At 58.7% G+C, this 15,649-nt stretch carries 20 protein-coding genes; 8 read left to right on the forward strand and 12 right to left on the reverse strand.

Translation table 11 applies throughout. The features are described from left to right. The 5 genes from AC0L4F_RS21825 to AC0L4F_RS21845 all read right to left on the reverse strand — a co-directional run. On the reverse strand, positions 1-798 hold a 798-nt coding region (locus tag AC0L4F_RS21825; protein WP_244691464.1), incomplete at its 3' end, for a type II secretion system F family protein. Continuing rightward, entirely contained in the window at positions 795-2,294 is a 1,500-nt protein-coding gene (locus tag AC0L4F_RS21830) for a GspE/PulE family protein (protein ID WP_244691465.1), read from the reverse strand. The genes AC0L4F_RS21830 and AC0L4F_RS21825, both read right to left, overlap by 4 nt. Continuing rightward, a complete protein-coding gene (locus AC0L4F_RS21835) occupies positions 2,230-3,528 on the reverse strand; it encodes a secretin N-terminal domain-containing protein (RefSeq protein WP_244691466.1) in 1,299 nt (432 codons plus the stop codon). Before AC0L4F_RS21835 ends, AC0L4F_RS21830 begins: the two co-directional genes overlap by 65 nt. Beyond that, positions 3,498-4,196 carry a secretin N-terminal domain-containing protein gene (locus tag AC0L4F_RS21840; protein ID WP_244691467.1) on the reverse strand — a complete coding sequence of 233 codons (699 nt, stop codon included), beginning with the start codon at positions 4,194-4,196 and terminating at the stop codon, positions 3,498-3,500. The genes AC0L4F_RS21835 and AC0L4F_RS21840 overlap by 31 nt, the downstream gene beginning before the upstream one ends. 121 nt (positions 4,197-4,317) lie before the next feature. Continuing rightward, a complete protein-coding gene (locus AC0L4F_RS21845; protein ID WP_244691468.1) occupies positions 4,318-4,500 on the reverse strand; it encodes a hypothetical protein in 183 nt (60 codons plus the stop codon). 393 nt (positions 4,501-4,893) lie between these two features. Between AC0L4F_RS21845 and AC0L4F_RS21850 the strand changes: the two genes are divergently transcribed. Continuing rightward, positions 4,894-5,412 carry an outer membrane protein assembly factor BamD gene (locus AC0L4F_RS21850; protein ID WP_244691469.1) on the forward strand — a complete coding sequence of 173 codons (519 nt, stop codon included), beginning with the start codon at positions 4,894-4,896 and terminating at the stop codon, positions 5,410-5,412. Between the two features lie 15 nt (positions 5,413-5,427). On the opposite strand, the gene gspM is transcribed toward AC0L4F_RS21850, so the two are convergent. Genes gspM through gspG form a run of 7 tightly spaced genes read right to left on the reverse strand, consistent with a single transcriptional unit; the run spans position 5,428 to position 10,137 of the window. Then, a complete protein-coding gene (gspM, locus tag AC0L4F_RS21855) occupies positions 5,428-5,919 on the reverse strand; it encodes a type II secretion system protein GspM (protein ID WP_244691470.1) in 492 nt (163 codons plus the stop codon). Next, entirely contained in the window at positions 5,919-7,124 is a 1,206-nt protein-coding gene (gene gspL, locus AC0L4F_RS21860) for a type II secretion system protein GspL (protein ID WP_244691471.1), read from the reverse strand. Before gspL ends, gspM begins: the two co-directional genes overlap by 1 nt. A 58-nt stretch (positions 7,125-7,182) precedes the next feature. Next, on the reverse strand, positions 7,183-8,127 hold the full coding sequence (gene gspK / locus AC0L4F_RS21865) for a type II secretion system minor pseudopilin GspK (protein ID WP_244691472.1): 945 nt from the start codon (positions 8,125-8,127) through the stop codon (positions 7,183-7,185). A 49-nt stretch (positions 8,128-8,176) separates the two neighbouring features. Next, a complete protein-coding gene (locus tag AC0L4F_RS21870) occupies positions 8,177-8,797 on the reverse strand; it encodes a prepilin-type N-terminal cleavage/methylation domain-containing protein (RefSeq protein WP_244691473.1) in 621 nt (206 codons plus the stop codon). Next, positions 8,748-9,167 carry a type II secretion system protein GspI gene (locus tag AC0L4F_RS21875; protein ID WP_244691474.1) on the reverse strand — a complete coding sequence of 140 codons (420 nt, stop codon included), beginning with the start codon at positions 9,165-9,167 and terminating at the stop codon, positions 8,748-8,750. Before AC0L4F_RS21875 ends, AC0L4F_RS21870 begins: the two co-directional genes overlap by 50 nt. Positions 9,168-9,172: 5 nt before the next feature. Next, complete coding sequence (locus AC0L4F_RS21880) at positions 9,173-9,673, reverse strand: prepilin-type N-terminal cleavage/methylation domain-containing protein (protein WP_244691475.1); 501 nt, start codon at positions 9,671-9,673, stop codon at positions 9,173-9,175. Continuing rightward, positions 9,658-10,137 carry a type II secretion system major pseudopilin GspG gene (gspG, locus tag AC0L4F_RS21885; protein WP_280520724.1) on the reverse strand — a complete coding sequence of 160 codons (480 nt, stop codon included), beginning with the start codon at positions 10,135-10,137 and terminating at the stop codon, positions 9,658-9,660. Before gspG ends, AC0L4F_RS21880 begins: the two co-directional genes overlap by 16 nt. An 87-nt stretch (positions 10,138-10,224) precedes the next feature. Here gspG and AC0L4F_RS21890 point away from each other — a divergent pair, with 87 nt between their 5' ends. The 7 genes from AC0L4F_RS21890 (at position 10,225) to AC0L4F_RS21920 (ending at position 15,612) form a co-directional block, all read left to right on the forward strand. Next, positions 10,225-10,992 (forward strand): prepilin peptidase, encoded by a 768-nt coding sequence (locus AC0L4F_RS21890; protein WP_244691476.1) that lies wholly within the window; start codon positions 10,225-10,227, stop codon positions 10,990-10,992. A 143-nt stretch (positions 10,993-11,135) separates the two neighbouring features. Further along, a complete protein-coding gene (locus AC0L4F_RS21895; RefSeq protein ID WP_244691477.1) occupies positions 11,136-12,620 on the forward strand; it encodes an SEL1-like repeat protein in 1,485 nt (494 codons plus the stop codon). After that, positions 12,617-13,627: a tetratricopeptide repeat protein gene (locus AC0L4F_RS21900; RefSeq protein WP_244691478.1), complete on the forward strand. Its 1,011-nt coding sequence runs from the start codon at positions 12,617-12,619 to the stop codon at positions 13,625-13,627. The genes AC0L4F_RS21895 and AC0L4F_RS21900 overlap by 4 nt, the downstream gene beginning before the upstream one ends. Further along, a complete protein-coding gene (locus tag AC0L4F_RS21905; protein WP_244691479.1) occupies positions 13,609-13,830 on the forward strand; it encodes a hypothetical protein in 222 nt (73 codons plus the stop codon). Before AC0L4F_RS21900 ends, AC0L4F_RS21905 begins: the two co-directional genes overlap by 19 nt. 97 nt (positions 13,831-13,927) lie before the next feature. Continuing rightward, positions 13,928-14,344 (forward strand): hypothetical protein, encoded by a 417-nt coding sequence (locus AC0L4F_RS21910; protein ID WP_244691480.1) that lies wholly within the window; start codon positions 13,928-13,930, stop codon positions 14,342-14,344. A gap of 52 nt (positions 14,345-14,396) precedes the next feature. After that, positions 14,397-15,260, forward strand: coding sequence for a hypothetical protein (locus tag AC0L4F_RS21915; RefSeq protein WP_244691481.1), 864 nt, complete (start codon positions 14,397-14,399; stop codon positions 15,258-15,260). Then, positions 15,217-15,612 (forward strand): tail fiber domain-containing protein, encoded by a 396-nt coding sequence (locus AC0L4F_RS21920; RefSeq protein WP_244691482.1) that lies wholly within the window; start codon positions 15,217-15,219, stop codon positions 15,610-15,612. Before AC0L4F_RS21915 ends, AC0L4F_RS21920 begins: the two co-directional genes overlap by 44 nt. Positions 15,613-15,649: the final 37 nt, after the last annotated feature.

The following is a 15,649-nucleotide window of genomic DNA, read 5'->3' on the forward strand; positions in this document are numbered from 1 at the left end:
ACGCATGAAACGGCTGACCATGGGAAGATACAGCAGGACTGTATCGCGACGCACGCGCAGCCTGGGCACCAGGCTGGATGCGATGATCAAAACCACCAAAATTGCGAATACGACCGCCAGCAGGATCAAATTGTCTTGTATCCAATCGCTGACTGCCAGCACGTTTTGGGTGATCGTGGGCAGCGGTCGGCCAGAGAGTTCAAACATCGCCACAATTTCGGGTGCGACGCTGACCATCAGGATGGCGCAGACCAGCAATGAAATGGCGGCGACAAAGGCGGGGTAGATCAAGGCGCTGAGAATTTGTGCACGATCGGTGCCGCGGGTTTCCAGATGTTCCGCCAGCTCTTCAAAGACCGCCGACAGATCGCCCGCCGTTTCACCGGCGCGCACCGAGGCCTGATAATAGGGCGGAAATCCGCTGTTGCTCTGCGCCAAGGCCTCGGACAGGGACGCACCGTCCATCAGCGCGGCACGCGCGGTGGCTGCGACCGTGTCGATTGCGGTATGCCCATCCTGGCGAACGGCCTCGAGCGCGGCTTCGGCGGGCAGTTCGGCGGACAGGAGCACCGCCATCTGGCGTGTGAAAACCGCTTGTAGATCTGGGGTCAATCGCGCCTTGCGGGGGCGGCCCCACCTGCTGAGACTACTGGTGCTGCGATTGCGCAGAACCAGTTCCGATACAAACAGACCCTTTTGCTGCAATTGGCTGGATGCGTGGTTTTCGGTTTCGGCAATGATCGTGCCGCTGCGTTTCTTGCCCGTATCCGTAAAGGCGGTGTATCCATATGCGTTCACGCCACGTCTCCGACAACACGTAGGGTTTCGGCCATTGTGGTGCGTCCTGCCTGCACTTCGGTCAAGCCTTGCCCGATCAGGGTTTCACCGGCATTCAGCGCGATTTCGCTCAGCTCGCCCTCATTGGCACCTCTGTCGATGGCGGCGCGCAATGCGGCACCGATTTCGATCATTTCAAAGATACCCACGCGCCCGGCGTAGCCGGAGCCATTACATGTTTCACAGCCGATTGCATCAAAAACCTGTGCGGGCAGATCCAAATTGTGACGGTGAAAATAGGATTGTTCCGTCGGATCGGGGGCACGGGATCTGCGGCAATCTTCACAGAGACGACGCAACAGGCGTTGGGCAATGACACCACGCAGCGTGGCGGCAATCAGAAAGTCATCCAATCCCAGATCGCGCAGGCGCACCACCGCACCCACCGACCCGTTGGCATGCAGAGACGAGAACACCAGATGCCCGGTCAGCGCGGCTTGTGCCGCCACGCTTGCGGTTTCGCCGTCGCGGATTTCCCCGACCAGAATGACGTCAGGGTCCTGGCGCAGGGTCGCGCGCAACCCGGCGGCAAAGGTCATCCCGATCTCGGCGTTGATCTGTGATTGGCTGATCCGGGGCAGGTCGTATTCGATGGGGTCTTCGACCGTCACGATGTTGCGTTCATCGCGGTTCGCCAGTTGCAGCAGAGAATAAAGTGTCGTGGTCTTGCCTGCGCCCGTCGGGCCGGTGGCAAGGATGATCCCGTTGGGCAATGCCGAGAGACGTTCCAGCAGGACAATCTGCGAGGCCGACAACCCCAGCGCATCAAGCGGCATCAACCCCCCGGACCGGTCCAGAATACGCAGCACCACGCGCTCACCGTAATTGCCCGGAAGAGAGGAGACACGCGTGTCAATCATGCGCCCCCCCATAGACAACGGGATGCGGCCATCCTGCGGCAATCGGGTTTCCGCGATATCAAGACCCGCCATCACCTTGAGCCGTGACACGACCCTTCTGACCGGCACATCCGAACGCACCATAACAGGTTGCAGGAATCCATCGACCCGCTGCCGCACCCGCAATCCGCCTTCAAAGGGTTCGATATGCAGATCCGACGCACCTGCCTGAATGGCGCGGCGCAACAATTGGTTGACCAGCTGGATGACGGGGGCCTCGACCACGTCCTCAAGCAGGTCACGTTGCCGGGCGTTGATATTCGTGTCTTCGAGATCGAATAAAACACCGTCAGCTTCGGTTTCATTGGATTGATAGGCGCGCGCCAGCGTCTGTTCAAATTCCGCCGCGGTTTCAAGCGTGACAGTGGGGCAGGCATCCGCCCCCAAACGCCGCTGCGCTTCGCGCAGTCCCGTCGCGGTATAGTCCGGCCCAAGGACAAGATGCCCCGCATCCAGCACAACCTGCTGGTCGCGCGCAAAGGCAAACGGCAGCTTATTTACTGTTGAAACGGAGCCTGCTGGGAAGCGGCGGGTAGTTTCGTTGTTGGGCGAACTCATCGACAAATCCGGCATCAAATGGTTGATTGAGATCGGCACCGTCAAAGGGCAAACCAACCTGATTGGTTCGCGGGAAATTTTGATCATTCGTCGGTGCAATGGCAAGGCTTGCGGCTTTGGCTTCGCGCGCATGCTGTCGCGTCAGATCGCGTGCTTCGCTTTCTGAATTGACCACCCGCGGGCGGAGCATGATTAACAACACACGTTGGTTCTTGCTGGAGTTTTTGCCGCGAAACAGCGCACCCAGCATCGGCAGCTTGCTGAGCCCCGGTACAGACTGAGACACGGACCCGGACCCGTTTTCGAGCAATCCGCCAAGCATGATGACATTGCCGTCACGCACCAGCACATTGGTGGACAAGGCCCGTCGCGCCGTGATCTCACCGCCGGCAGAGGAGGACCGGTTGGTCAGGCTGGACACTTCCTGTTTGATCGCAAGTTTGACGGTCTGATCGGCGTTGATCTGGGGCGTGACGTTCAGGGTCAGACCGACATCCTGGCGTTCAATGGTCTGAAACGGATTGTCGGGTTGGGCGCTGTCGCCCGTCGAGGTGAATGATCCGGTCACGAAAGGCACGTTCTGCGCCACGACGATTTCAGCCTCCTGGTTGTTCAGCGTCATGATCGACGGGGTGCTGAGCAACCGGGTGGAATTGCTTGAGGCGATGGCACTGACCAGCCCCACGATACCCTTGTCACTTGATCCTGCACTCACCCCCAGCGAGCCGCCGGAACCGGGGGACGAGATGTCGCCATTTACGACGGATGCAACGAGATTGGTCAGGCTGGGCCGCCCCCCGAGCGCAAATTCGACACCCCCGACAATGGCATCGTTCAGGACCGCGCCAAACTGGACCGAAAGATCGGAAAACCCATCGACGGACATTTCGAATATCACCGCCTCAACCAAAACCTGCGAAGGGCGGCGGTCAAGGAATTGCACCATTTCGACAATATCCCCCAAGCGATCTTGCGGGGCGGTAATCAGCAATGTGTTGGTTTGCGTTTCGGGAACGATACGGATGTTGCCGCGTTGCCCCGTTTCGTCCGATGACTGATTGGTGATCGCGCGTAGCACCACATCCGCAAGCGTGGTGGCATCAGCGTAGTTCAGTTCAATCGCATGCGAAGAAACATTGTTACGCTGGGTGTCCAACCGTGCGGCAAGGGTGCGCAATTGGCGGCGCATGTCCTCGGGGCCGGTCACCACAAGTGCGTTTGAACGCGGGTCCACGGAAACGGCGGCACCGGGGGGATGATTTCCATTGACTGGATCACGTCGAGGACATCCGACGCATTGGCATTGCGCAGACGGATCATTTCAATCGGGCGTTCGTTGGGGGCATCAAGTCGTGCAATCAAATCGACGATACGTGCGTGGTTCTTGCCCCGATCCGAGAGGATGAGCAGGTTGGACCGTGGCACAGCCGTGATCACCGCCTCGGAAGGCAACAGGGGGCGCACCACCTCGACGATTTCGCTCAATGGGACATTTCGGACCTCGATCACGCGGGTCTGGAAATCCCCCGCGCCGCCAAGTGCCGCGTTCGAGGACAATTCACGTGCGATGTTCATCGGCACAATCCGGTCAGCCCCGGTGCCGGACACGATGGTCAAACGGTTCAGTTCAAGCACGCTGAGAAAAACACTATACAGATCAGCAGGGCTGAGTTGATTGGGGGCCAGAATGGTGACAGTGCCGCGCACGGCGGGATCAATGACAAAACTACGCCCCGTCGCCTCTGATACGATCTCGACAAATCCGCGCAAATCGGCATCCCGCAGATCAAGCTGAACCTGTGCGTGAAGGGGTGTTGTCGCGAGCGAAGTGAACGAAAGCGCCTGTGCGCCCAATATCACAAGGGCAACAAGTGTTGCCCGGGCATGGGTGAATACGATCATAATTTGCTCTGCCAATTATTGTTTTTCGCAAATTTTACTTCGCTCTTGGTCAAAGCATAGCCGAATTTAACCGTAAATACATCCCTGGCATTGGATTTTCGAAAACTGTGATCCTGAGGAATTACTCGCTGAAACCGAGCAATTCCGGCCGATCGTTGCCTGTATCGACCCACAGCCCCACCTCGTCGATACGGACAATGACCAGACCTTCTGTCAGGGCATCACCGACCCGCATGATCTGATCACCGGTGGGGTGGGAAACAAGCCCCCAGACGGCATCACCCGCGCGCACCACGCCCTTCAACTCATAGCCAAGTGACGTGAGGGGTGGTCTGGGCTGTTCAGGTGGCGCAGGAGGCTGTTTCTGTTCAACAACCACGGGTGTGGGCGGCGGAGCCGGAGGTTCGGGCGCTCCAAACAACGCAGGCCAGATAGGGCCGTTTTGGTTTCCGCGCTATCAGCGCCGATATGTGTCACGGCAAGCGAAATAGACGCGGGCATTGCGCGCGGCGCGGGGGCTGTCAGGCGGGTGGAAAGCTCAACCCCGGCAAGCACCGTCGCCGCGATCATGAGCAGTGTGAAAAAGGCCGCAATCAAACGCATTTTGCAACTCTGACATCAAGAGAGCCCTGTTTCATAGACCAATCAGCCTTCTTGTGATATTTGGTGAGACAATAAATACAAAAAAGAGCAGAACATGAAGACAGTAACTCGAGCACGCGCCGTAGGTGTCGGCTTAGCAACTATTCTGCTGGTGAGTTGCACCGATACGGCGCAGGTTTCGCAGAAGGGCTTCGCAGCACAGTACAGCACGGCGCGCACCGCACTTGAAAAAGGAAATTATGATTTAGCGGGCAGGGTTTATGCACGCATGTTACCACAAGCGGGGCCGTTAAGCGACCGCATTCAGCTGGAATATGCGCATGCGATGTTGCGGTCCGGCGAGTTCCAAAGAGCGTCTCAGATGGCCGGTGTCATCGCGGACCGTAGCAACGGCAGTGACCGTGCGGCGGCCCTGTCGGTCAAGGGCACGGCAGATCACGAGATGGCGCTGATACTCTTGCGTGAAGGTGATCAGATAAATAGCATGGCCCGTCTGAAGGCGGCGCAGCAATCACTGCAAGAGGTGCTGAATAAGCACCCTGATTTTGACCCCCTGGGCGCGCTCGCAGGGCGTCAGGCCAGCATCGCGGTACAGCTCAAGACCCTGCGCTAGACCATCGGCGCTGGCTTATGACCCCGGCACCAGCGTCAGGGTTGCCGCAACATTGCCAGAGGTCTCGGTCGCCTCGAAGCGAAACGCAGATATATCATAGGCCCATGCCGGATCCAGCCCCGACAGCCAATTCGCAAGCCGGGTAAAACGGACGTTATCGAACCGCAATGCGACAACACCGTCCCCGTCACTGCTCAGTTCGCGCACAGCGTCGCGCAGGCCCACTGCGATCAAATCCTGTTCGATCTCACTGGTGCCGACTGGGGTGCGCGGGCCGGGACGCGGCGATTGATCAAATCTGCGCGCCTCTTCCACCCGATCCTGGACCCAGAGATTAAGCGCCAAGGCCTGAGCCCGGTTTGCCAATGCGGTGTCCTGCGCGCCCTGCAACGGAAGTATGACCCCCATCACAAGCCCCATTGGCAAGATGACAAGCACAAGCAGCCCCAACAACACCCTTTCGCGCGGTGCCAGCCGTAACAGCATATCAATCAGCCGCGTGCTCATCAGTTCCGCTCCAATCCGGGGGATATGCTCAGTTCGGTGCGCACGCTATTGGTCCCCTCACGGACACGCGCATCACGCACGGTCACGGTCAGACCTGTTTCGGACAATGCACCGACCAGCCTCTCGGCAGCGGCGAAATCCGCAACATGCAGGAACAGATCAAGCGTTTCATTTCCCGCAAAGCTTGCCGACCGGGTTTCGGCGCCTTGTGCGGCAACAACCCCGGCAACGCGGTTGAACAACTCCATCGGGTCCGATTTCATCGCAGGGGCTGCACTGTCGGCCTGTAGTTTGCTCAACGCCTGGCTGACCTGGATACGTGCATCCAGCACCGGGCCGGTTTTGACAAAATGTTCGCGCACCAAGGCGGTCGTCGCGGCGGTGATGTCGCTTGTTTCTGCATTGATCCGGTCAATCATGATCATCCCGGACACCGACCATAAACCAGCCGCAATGAGACCGAAAAGAAGCGGCCATCGCCATGGCAACACCCGTTTTGCCAATTGGGTCCGGGCGATTTGCGGATCGCGACGCAAATCCATCCGAAGTTCACCATGTCCCAGGACCTGAGGCACGCCCAGACCCAGGGCTGTGATCCCGGCGGCATCCGCCACAACCGGAATATCGCGCGCCTCGAACAGGGCTTCGAGCTGTGGTTTGGCGGGTCCGAGGCGCAAAAGCGCCTTGGGGGTCGGCTCGGCATCGCGTAGCGCACGGTCCAGCATTGCAAGCGCTGAGGCGTTTGATGCGCCGAAACCGTCGTCGGGCCCAAGGCGCGCGGCGACACCATTCCGTGTCGCGGCAAGGGTCCAGAAATCAGGCCCGGTCGGCAAGGCAAGATAATCAGGCAATACCGCGCGAAGTGACATCCCGGCACATTCGCGCCATGCCTTGACCAGCGCCCGCTCCGCCACCAGAACGCGCCGCCAATCCTCACCGCTGTTGCGGGTTTGAAATGGCCGCATTTCAGCAGTTTCCGCATCCAGACCAACCTGATCCAGAAGTTGCCGACGGGCCACCTGCTCGCGGTTCTGGCCACGCAGCCCCTTGGGCAGATCGAGCGTCACGGCAGCAACATCCCCCCCCGGGACAAGCATGATCTGGCCCGCGCCCAACGCCCGATCCGTGGCAGCGACCGCATGCACGAAATCCGCGCTGATTTCTTGGAACGGGTCGGGTATCGCCACGCGCGTGCTGCTTTTCATAAGGGAATGAATATCCTTTTCACCATGCCGCCCCGTGCCCTTTTGATCAAGGGCGCAGTCACTTGAAGCGTGACAGGCGCCATTCAACCTGCGTGCCGATGGGGGCGCCTTCACGGCGAAACAGAACGCGGCGATTGGCCTGCCGGGCATCGAGCGTGACGGTGATATTGGCACCAAACCAGTTTGACCCCACAGAAAATCGCTGGGGATTGATCGCATCAGGGGTCGCGGGATCCACCGAAAGCCCGAATTCCTCAAAGACGTCGTCAATCGAGGCAAAGGGGTCTTTGTCGCGCCGTTGCACAAGTGTATTGAGTTGCGCTTTGGAAAGTTGTGGGATCATGGCGGTCAATACCGCGAGACCCGCCGTATTGACGTTGACCCTGCTGTTCGCCGGCAAGGCGCTGGCGTATTGTCGTAAAACGCCCATGTCCTCGGGCGTGAGCTCAGCCAATGCGGCCAGTTGATCCATCAAGACAACACCGCCACCCAAGGGGGCAACAGGCGGGTCCAATCTGGAAAATGCGGTGCTGTTTTCCGGCCCCCCAGGCGACACAAAGCGTCTGATCGCATCGCCTTTTTGCGGCGCAATGCCGATCCGATGCAACAATACCGGCCAGCCTTCATGGGCAAGGGTGTCGTCGGGATCAGAAAGCCAGTTGATGTTGAACAGCGCCTGTTGATCCGTGATCACGCCTGATACGCGCCCCCGTGCCAGTGGCACGTCGAGGGTGGTTCCGGCCCAGATGTCATGCGCGCTGTCCACCGGGCCTTCACCTTGATCACGATCCAGCAGGGTGCGCGCCATAGCCTCGAATGCGTTCATGGCATGGGTCAGGGCGTCGGCCTCTTGCATCGAGACAAGCCGCACACGGCCGCCCTCGGCGCGTGACAACAACAAAGTTGCCGCCGCGGCCATCGCCGCAACAAGCAACAGCGCATTCACCAACACGAAACCGCGTGATCCCTTGTCGGTTTCAGACATTTTCCAAAGAAGTTTCATTGCAATGCCTGAACAAGATTCAAATCGCCATGCCGCCCGGTTTGCAATGTCACTTCGACGGCAATGGGCATGGGGCTGAAATAGACCGGGGGGGCGCGCCGGGGCCGTCCTGATCCGTGAGCAGGGGACGCGCTGAAACCTGGGTGCTTATAGGGGGCGTGGATCCTGCCACCCATCCCACATTCGGCCAATATGTGCGTAGGCCAAACGCCTGCACGTCGCGCAACACCGTCATTTCAGGGCTGATCCCGACCTGTTCGGCGGGCACCAGCGCAGGCCAGAACTGCCGGGTCAGTGTTCCCTTTGCCGGGTCAAAAGACCATTCCGCACGATGCCGGTCCGTGTGGCTGGGGGTGAAACTCTCTTGGCCCGCGATTGACAGCCCAAGCCGGGTGCCGTCCTGCGACAGATCGATGGCGGCACGTGGCGCGCCCTGTGGTGGATAGAACAGCATGGGCACCAGGGATGTCAGATCGTTTCGCAGGAGCGCCAGTGCATTGCCTAGTTCTGTCGTTTCGGTGTCGATCTGGGTCAGGCGCTCGGACACACGTATGGTGCCGGTCAGGCTTTGCAATCCCATGACCGCCACCAGGGCAAACATCGCCATCGCAACCACAAGTTCAATCAGCGACAGACCTGCATCCGCCGCGACAGGGCGCCTGGGGGTCATCCCCCCTCCCCGGTAGATAAACGACGATCCGCGCCCCGACCCCGCGTTCCGATTGGGCCGAGAGGGACACCTGACGCACGCCACTGACGGTGGGCAGGGTTTCCGATGTGATGGTAAAGGTCTGACCGCCAAGCCGCACAACGTCGCTCAGGCTTGGGGTGCCGAGGGGCAATCGCAGCTCTTCGGCGCGGTTGCGGACCGCAAGCTGTGCCAGCATCCGATCCTTGGCCCCGCCAATGGCGACCCGCGCCTGATCGGTCGTGCGCACTGCGGCGATACTGCCCATGGCCAGCACGAAAACGGCAATCACCAGTTCCAGCAAGGTGAGGCCCCCATCTGAAGCCTGATCTGTCCCCAATCTGCGGCGCATCTTGTTCACCCGCATGACATCCCCGCCACCCCATCACTGCGACAGATCACACGGGTGTTGGTTTCAGGCGCGAACGATAGGGAAAAGGCGGTTATCCGACCATCCGGCAACATGACAATATGCGGACTGTTCGGCCCCTGGCGTGGGGTTTGAAGCCGGAGTGTCACGACACCGCGCCATCGGATTTCATGCTGGGGCTTTGCCCAACCATCCACCGTTTCAACAGTGGATCGAAAGCCGCGCGCCGTCACAAACAAACCCTGTTTCTGCCGACCTTGCAGGGCGCGGGCGCGGGCGCTTTCCACCTGCCTTTGAAACCGCAGCACGTCACTTTCCTGCGCGGTGCGATCGCTTCTGGACACGAAAAAGCCGACACCCACCGCCAGCACCGACAACACCGCAACCACCACCATAAGCTCGATCAAGGTAAATCCGGCGGATCTGGCAGACCCGGCCAATTCATGGTCCGGGTCATCGCGGCAAAGCCGGGTTAATTCTGGTCCCATGATCCGATGTCGGCATCCGCACCGCTGCCACCTGTTGCGCCATCTGCACCATATGTGAATACATCATATTCCCCATACACACCCGGCGACAGATATTGATATGGCTGTCCCCAAGGGTCGCGGGGCAAACGGTCGATATAGCCTTTGGCGGCATAATTTGCCGGGGCTGGATCTGTTGCCGGGCGGCTCACCAGCGCGGCCAGACCCTGCTCGGTCGTCGGATATCGCAGATTGTCGAGCCGATAGAGTTCCAGCGCGCTGCCGACAGCCGCAATATCCGATTGTGCCCGCGCGGCACGGGCCTGATCGGGCCGGTCAATCACGCGCGGCACGACCACCAGAGCCAGAATGGACAGAATGACGACCACAACCATGAGTTCCAGCAGCGAAAACCCAGCGTCGCGTGAAGATTTGTAATCCGGTTCAGCTTCAGCGCCAAATTTGACTGCGGGGTTGGGGGGCATGATTATTGAAACTTCCATGTTGGTCGCGGGATGATAACGCCAGTATGTCGCGCTTGTCCATTGTGGGATGACGGGGCAAAAGGGTTCATGGTTGCCATTGATACCACTGCGTTTCTGCTATGTCTGACAGGTCCGGCGATCGGGTCTTTCATTGCTGTGCTGGTGGACCGTCTGCCGCGTGGTGAAGATGTCCTTGTGTCGCCATCGCAATGCCGAAGCTGTGGCAATCAGCTGGGGGTCTTCGATCTGATCCCGATTGTGTCCTTTGCCGTGCAGAGGGGGCGCTGCCGTCACTGCGCGGCGCCCATTCCCGGTTTCACGCTTTATGCCGAAATACTCGCGTTGGGGGCAGGGGGGCTAGCGGTGCTTGCCGGAGGCGGGGCGGTGGACATGGTATTGTCGGCTGTGTGGCTATGGCTGTTGCTAGCTCTGGCAATGAGCGACGCCATCTGGATGCGCTTGCCGAACATACTGACCTTTTCGGCCTTTGTTTTGGCACTGGTCCTTGCGGTTCTGCCGTATGGCGTGGGATTGGAGGCTGCGCTTTGGGGCGCGGGGCTTGGTGTGGGCAGCTTTGCCCTGGTGCGTTGGATATATGAAAAGACACGCGGCCAGGTCGGGCTTGGGCTTGGAGATGTCAAACTCATGGCGGGGCTTGGGGCCTTTGCAGGCGGCTTTGCTTTGCCACAGCTTGTGTTGATCGCCGCGCTTGCTGCTTTGGCGGGGGCAATCGTAACCCGAAATGATGTAAAGGATGGCCTGAGCGGCATTCGGGCCTTGCCTTTTGGCACCGCCCTTTGCCTTTCTGCGGCATTGATCTGGCTCTGGCGCGGGGCGTTGCAAAACCAGTTATAACTTGCAGATCACAAAGGTTTTTGAGTTGATGCGCATTATTTTAGCGATTCTCAGGCCAAGGAACCGGGCTGGAAAGAAAGAGATATTATGTTGCTTGCCAGATATTTGACACCCGTCGCGCTGTGCATGAGCCTTGCGGCCCATTGTCCGCACAGTCGCTGCCGTCCGAAGTCACGGAGGCACTTGAGCGCGGCGATTATTTCGAAGCACGCACAGCATTGGCCCCGCTCGCGGCCAACGAAAACGCGCAGGCGCAGTATCAATACGGTATCTTGTTGTTGCGGGGGCAGGGCGGGCCATTGGCCTTTGAGGACGGCATTGTGATGTTGGAATCCGCGGCCGCACAAGATCATACCCTTGCAGCCCTGTTGCTGGCGCGTCTCTATCTGACAGGGTCGGCTGCGGGAGCTCCGCACGATCCCGAACGCGCGGCAGAGTTTCTTGCAATCGCGGCGGCACAGAACAACGGCGAGGCGCAATACTATCTTGGGCTGCTCTATCAAAGCGGCAGTGGCGTCGCAAAGGATCCCGCGCGGGCGTTCAGCTTGTTTCAGAGGGCCGCAGAGACCGGTGATCGCGAAGCACAATACGAGTTGAGCAAAGCCTACGCAAACGGGCAGGGCACAGACATCGACAAGACAGAAGCACTGCGTTGGCTGCGGGTGGCGGCAGACAGCGGTCAGGCCGAGGCGCAGTTTTTCCTGGCCAATGCGTTGAACACCGGGCGGGGTGTTGCGCGCGATCAAGCCGAGGCACAAAAATGGTATCGCCGCGCGGCTGAAAACGGCATTCCTTTGGCGCAGCGTATTCTGGGCGGTCAGTACCTGACGGGGGATGACATTACAGCCGCCAACCCAAAGGAAGCATTGCGCTGGCTGGGTCTTGCTGCCGAGGCGGGCGATCCCGGTGCCATGCACAATCTCGCAATGGCCTATGGTGGCGAATATGGCATTGCGCGCGACGACGCCAAAGCGCTGCTGTGGTACGGGCGCGCTTCGGAGGCAGGACTGGCACGATCCACTTATGCGCTGGCCCATTATTACGAGCAGGGCCGCGGTGTGCCGGCAAACATGGAGCAAGCGGCCTTGACCTATCGCAAGGCGCTTGAGCAGGGAGAAGACAGGGCGGGATTGCGGCTGGGATATTTGACCGGGCAGGGGCTGCTTGATCCGTATATGCCGCCACATTTCGGGGTGGATTGGGCTTTGGCGGCGGCGCGCACGGGGGACGCAGATGCCAGGAGCTGGCTGCAGCGTCATGCGGATAATGGCCTGCGTACAGCCCAAACTGCATTTGCGTTGTTGCTGCTTGATGATGCGGGGCAGGCCGCGGATGCGGCGCCCTATCTTGAACAGGCCGCCATGGCCGGTGATGTGACCGCACAGTTTGAGGTTGGAACGCTTTACACCACCGGTCTGGGCGTGACGCTGGACTACGTTCAGGCGCATAAATGGCTTAATATTGCCGCAGCAAGTGGCCATGAAAAAGCCCGCGAAAGACGCGATGTCTTGGGGGATCTGATGACAGGTGAACAGATCGCTGCGGCACAGACGGCGGCGCGTGTGTTTTTTGAAACGGCATCGGAACGTCTGCCAGAAGGCGTGGCAGGCAACCGCCGCGCTCAATGAGATTTCTGCGTCAAAACATGGCCGCCGTCATGATGGTGATTGCCACCTGCCAGACAGGGATCGCGCAAGATTTGTCAGCTGTGCCGTTTGAAAAGGTTCAGCAACAGGCTGACATCGGATCACCCATCGCCCAGATCGAGATTGCCAATCGCTATCTGGACGGAGATGGGGTTCTGCAGAACTTTGTTTTGGCAGCTCGGTGGTTTGAAAAAGCGGCCGTGCAAGGCGAGGCGGCGGCGCAAAACAGCCTGGGCAAGTTGTATCATGCAGGATTTGGCGTCGCGCGTGACGTGCCTGTCGCGCTGCGGCTTTTGTTGCAGGCGGCAACGACCGGCAATGCGCAATTCATGCACGATTATGCATCCGTCGTGGAAACGCCCGCGGGGGGTGCGGACTTTGCCGCCGCCGCGGAATTCTATCAACGCGCCGCGGCGGCGGGGCATGTCGATGCTGCGGTAAGCCTTGCGGTTCTGTATCAAAATGGCACCGGCGTGCCGCAGGATATGGATCGGGCCCGCAGGCTTTATCAGTCGGCAGCAGTCCAGGATCACCCGCGCGCATTGAATAATCTGGGGTTGCTCTATGTGCGCGGTGACGGTGTTGCACAGGATTATGGTCGGGCGGCGTTGCTGTTTGAACGTGCCGCGGAACTGGGTTTGCCAATGGCGTTGCGCAACCTTGGTGTGATGTATGAAAACGGCTTTGGCGTGGCTTTGGATGAAAACAAGGCGGCCACATTGTACCGGATGGCCAGCACCGGTGCGGGCGCGGAAAGCGCCGTGCACTTTGTCAACGATGCGCGGTTGGCCCCCTTGGGACAGGACGCCGAGACCATGGCCCAGGTGCAAAAGGCGGCAATCGCGGCGATCCCGTGGCCCAGTTTCAATTGGGCTTTGCGCTTGTCATCCGCGCAGAAAGCACCTTTCAAGACATGCGCACCGCCGCAAGAATGTTTGAAGCAGCAGCAGAGGCAGGCCTTGGGCCCGCGATGGCCAATCTCAGCGTGATGTATTTCAAAGGACAGGGATTGCCCCAGGACTACATGCTGGGACATATGTGGCTGATGCTGGCAAAAGCCGCTGGCGCGGACACTCAGCAGATCAATGCGGCATTCGGATCGAAGGCATCCACCGACCAGGTGAATGCAGCACAGGAACGTGCCATGGGTCTTCTGAAGTCATATGCGCTACAGACCGACCAAGATGGTTAATTTTTTGCAATCGAAGCAAAGATCTGCTAAAAAGTAGTATCGGTTTTCGTTGCCTGCGCCGACCTTGTCGGTGACATATATTACAAGGGACTAAAACATGACGCGTATTATTGTGAGTGTTATTTCTTCACTTTCCTTCCTAGCTCTTCCCGTACAGGCAGAAACCCCTCGGCCCGTTCAGCAAAACAATTCAAACGCCGTTTGGTTCGAAAACTGGATCGGATTGCGCAACGCCACAATGGTCGTTTCCGCACCGGATGGTCAATTGGTGTCAATTTTCGCGGCATCCGGAGCCCCGGTATTCGAGTTGACCGGGAATGAGGTCATGGATGGTATCTATCGCTATGAGCTGAACGCCGCGACAGAAGAAGAAGTCAAAATAGTAAATAAAATCAACGACGGACGCGGAGATGTGTCCAAAGACACAACGGCAAAGCCCTTTTTCCATTCCGGGGCGTTCATAGTTCAGCGCGGTGTGATCGTTGAACTCAATGAGGCCGAAGAAGAAAAATAGCCTGTTTTGCGTCCTTGAGGGCGAAATGACTGTTCCAATGGAAGATTAAAAAATGAAAAAGAACATGAAAACATTTTTGCGCGGTACGGCGCTTGGCGCATCCGCGCTGTATCTGGCTGGCGGCATTGCCTATGCCGATCAGGTCATCGTCGATGATCTGATCGTTCAATTCAGTCTCTGCGTTGGCAATGACTGTGTGAATGGCGAGAATTTCGGTTTTGACACGATCCGGATGAAGGAAAACAACACCCGCCTGCACTTCCAGGATACCTCTAATTCGGGCTCATTCCCCAGTGCTGACTGGCGTCTTGTTGCAAATGATTCATCAAATGGCGGCTCGAACAAATTTGCTATTGAAGACGTCGATGCCGGACGTCAGACATTCATTATTGAACAGGGCGCCCCGGCCAATGCGATGTTCATGTCCAATAGCGGGGATCTTGGGATCGGGACGTCCAACCCCATTGTTGAAGTGCAAGCCGTGGACGGCAATACACCGACACTGCGGTTGGAGCAGAACGGTTCAAATGGCTTTACACCCCAGACTTGGGACTTGGCGGGCAATGAAGCCGGCTTTTTCATCCGTGATGTGACAAATGGTTCACAACTGCCGTTCCGGATCATTCCCGGTGCCGATTCAGAAATCACTGGTGATTGGCGCGAACGACAACGTTGGGATTGGTGGGGGCACAACACCAGACGCATCGCTGCACGTGAACCGTACCGATGGCACGGCGCAGATCCTTGTGCGCGATACAGGCGGTGCCGGCCCCCGTCAGTTGGTCCGTATGGAAAACGACGGTGCGGTTCAACTCTACATGGACAACACGTCAAATACGAACGCGCAGTGGATGTTCAGTGCGGGGCAGAATATGCTGCTGGTGCCAGGCGAAAACACGTCACTGGCGGTGTTTGATCTCTCCAATACCGGAGATCTGCAAATTGATGGCGCCTTGACGCAATCATCCGACAAAAACCGGAAGATGGCAATCGAACCGGTTGATCCCACCGAAATTCTGGCGAAAGTACGGTCAATGCCCGTCGCCGAATGGACCTACAAGCATGATGCTGCAACAGGTATCCGCCACATCGGACCAATGGCGCAGGATTTCTATGCTGCATTCGGAACGGGTGCGGATGAAAAGGGTATTTCGTCGCTTGACGGAACCGGCGTTGCATTGGCCGCCATTCAGGCGCTGAGCGCGGAAAACATCGAATTGCGCGCGCGTCTCGACACATTGGAGGCACAACAGGTTCGGGTTGATTGATACCCTGCCCTTATGACCAAAACGGGTGCCCAAGGGC

It is taken from the genome of Marinovum sp. J2-8 (genome assembly GCF_055808435.1).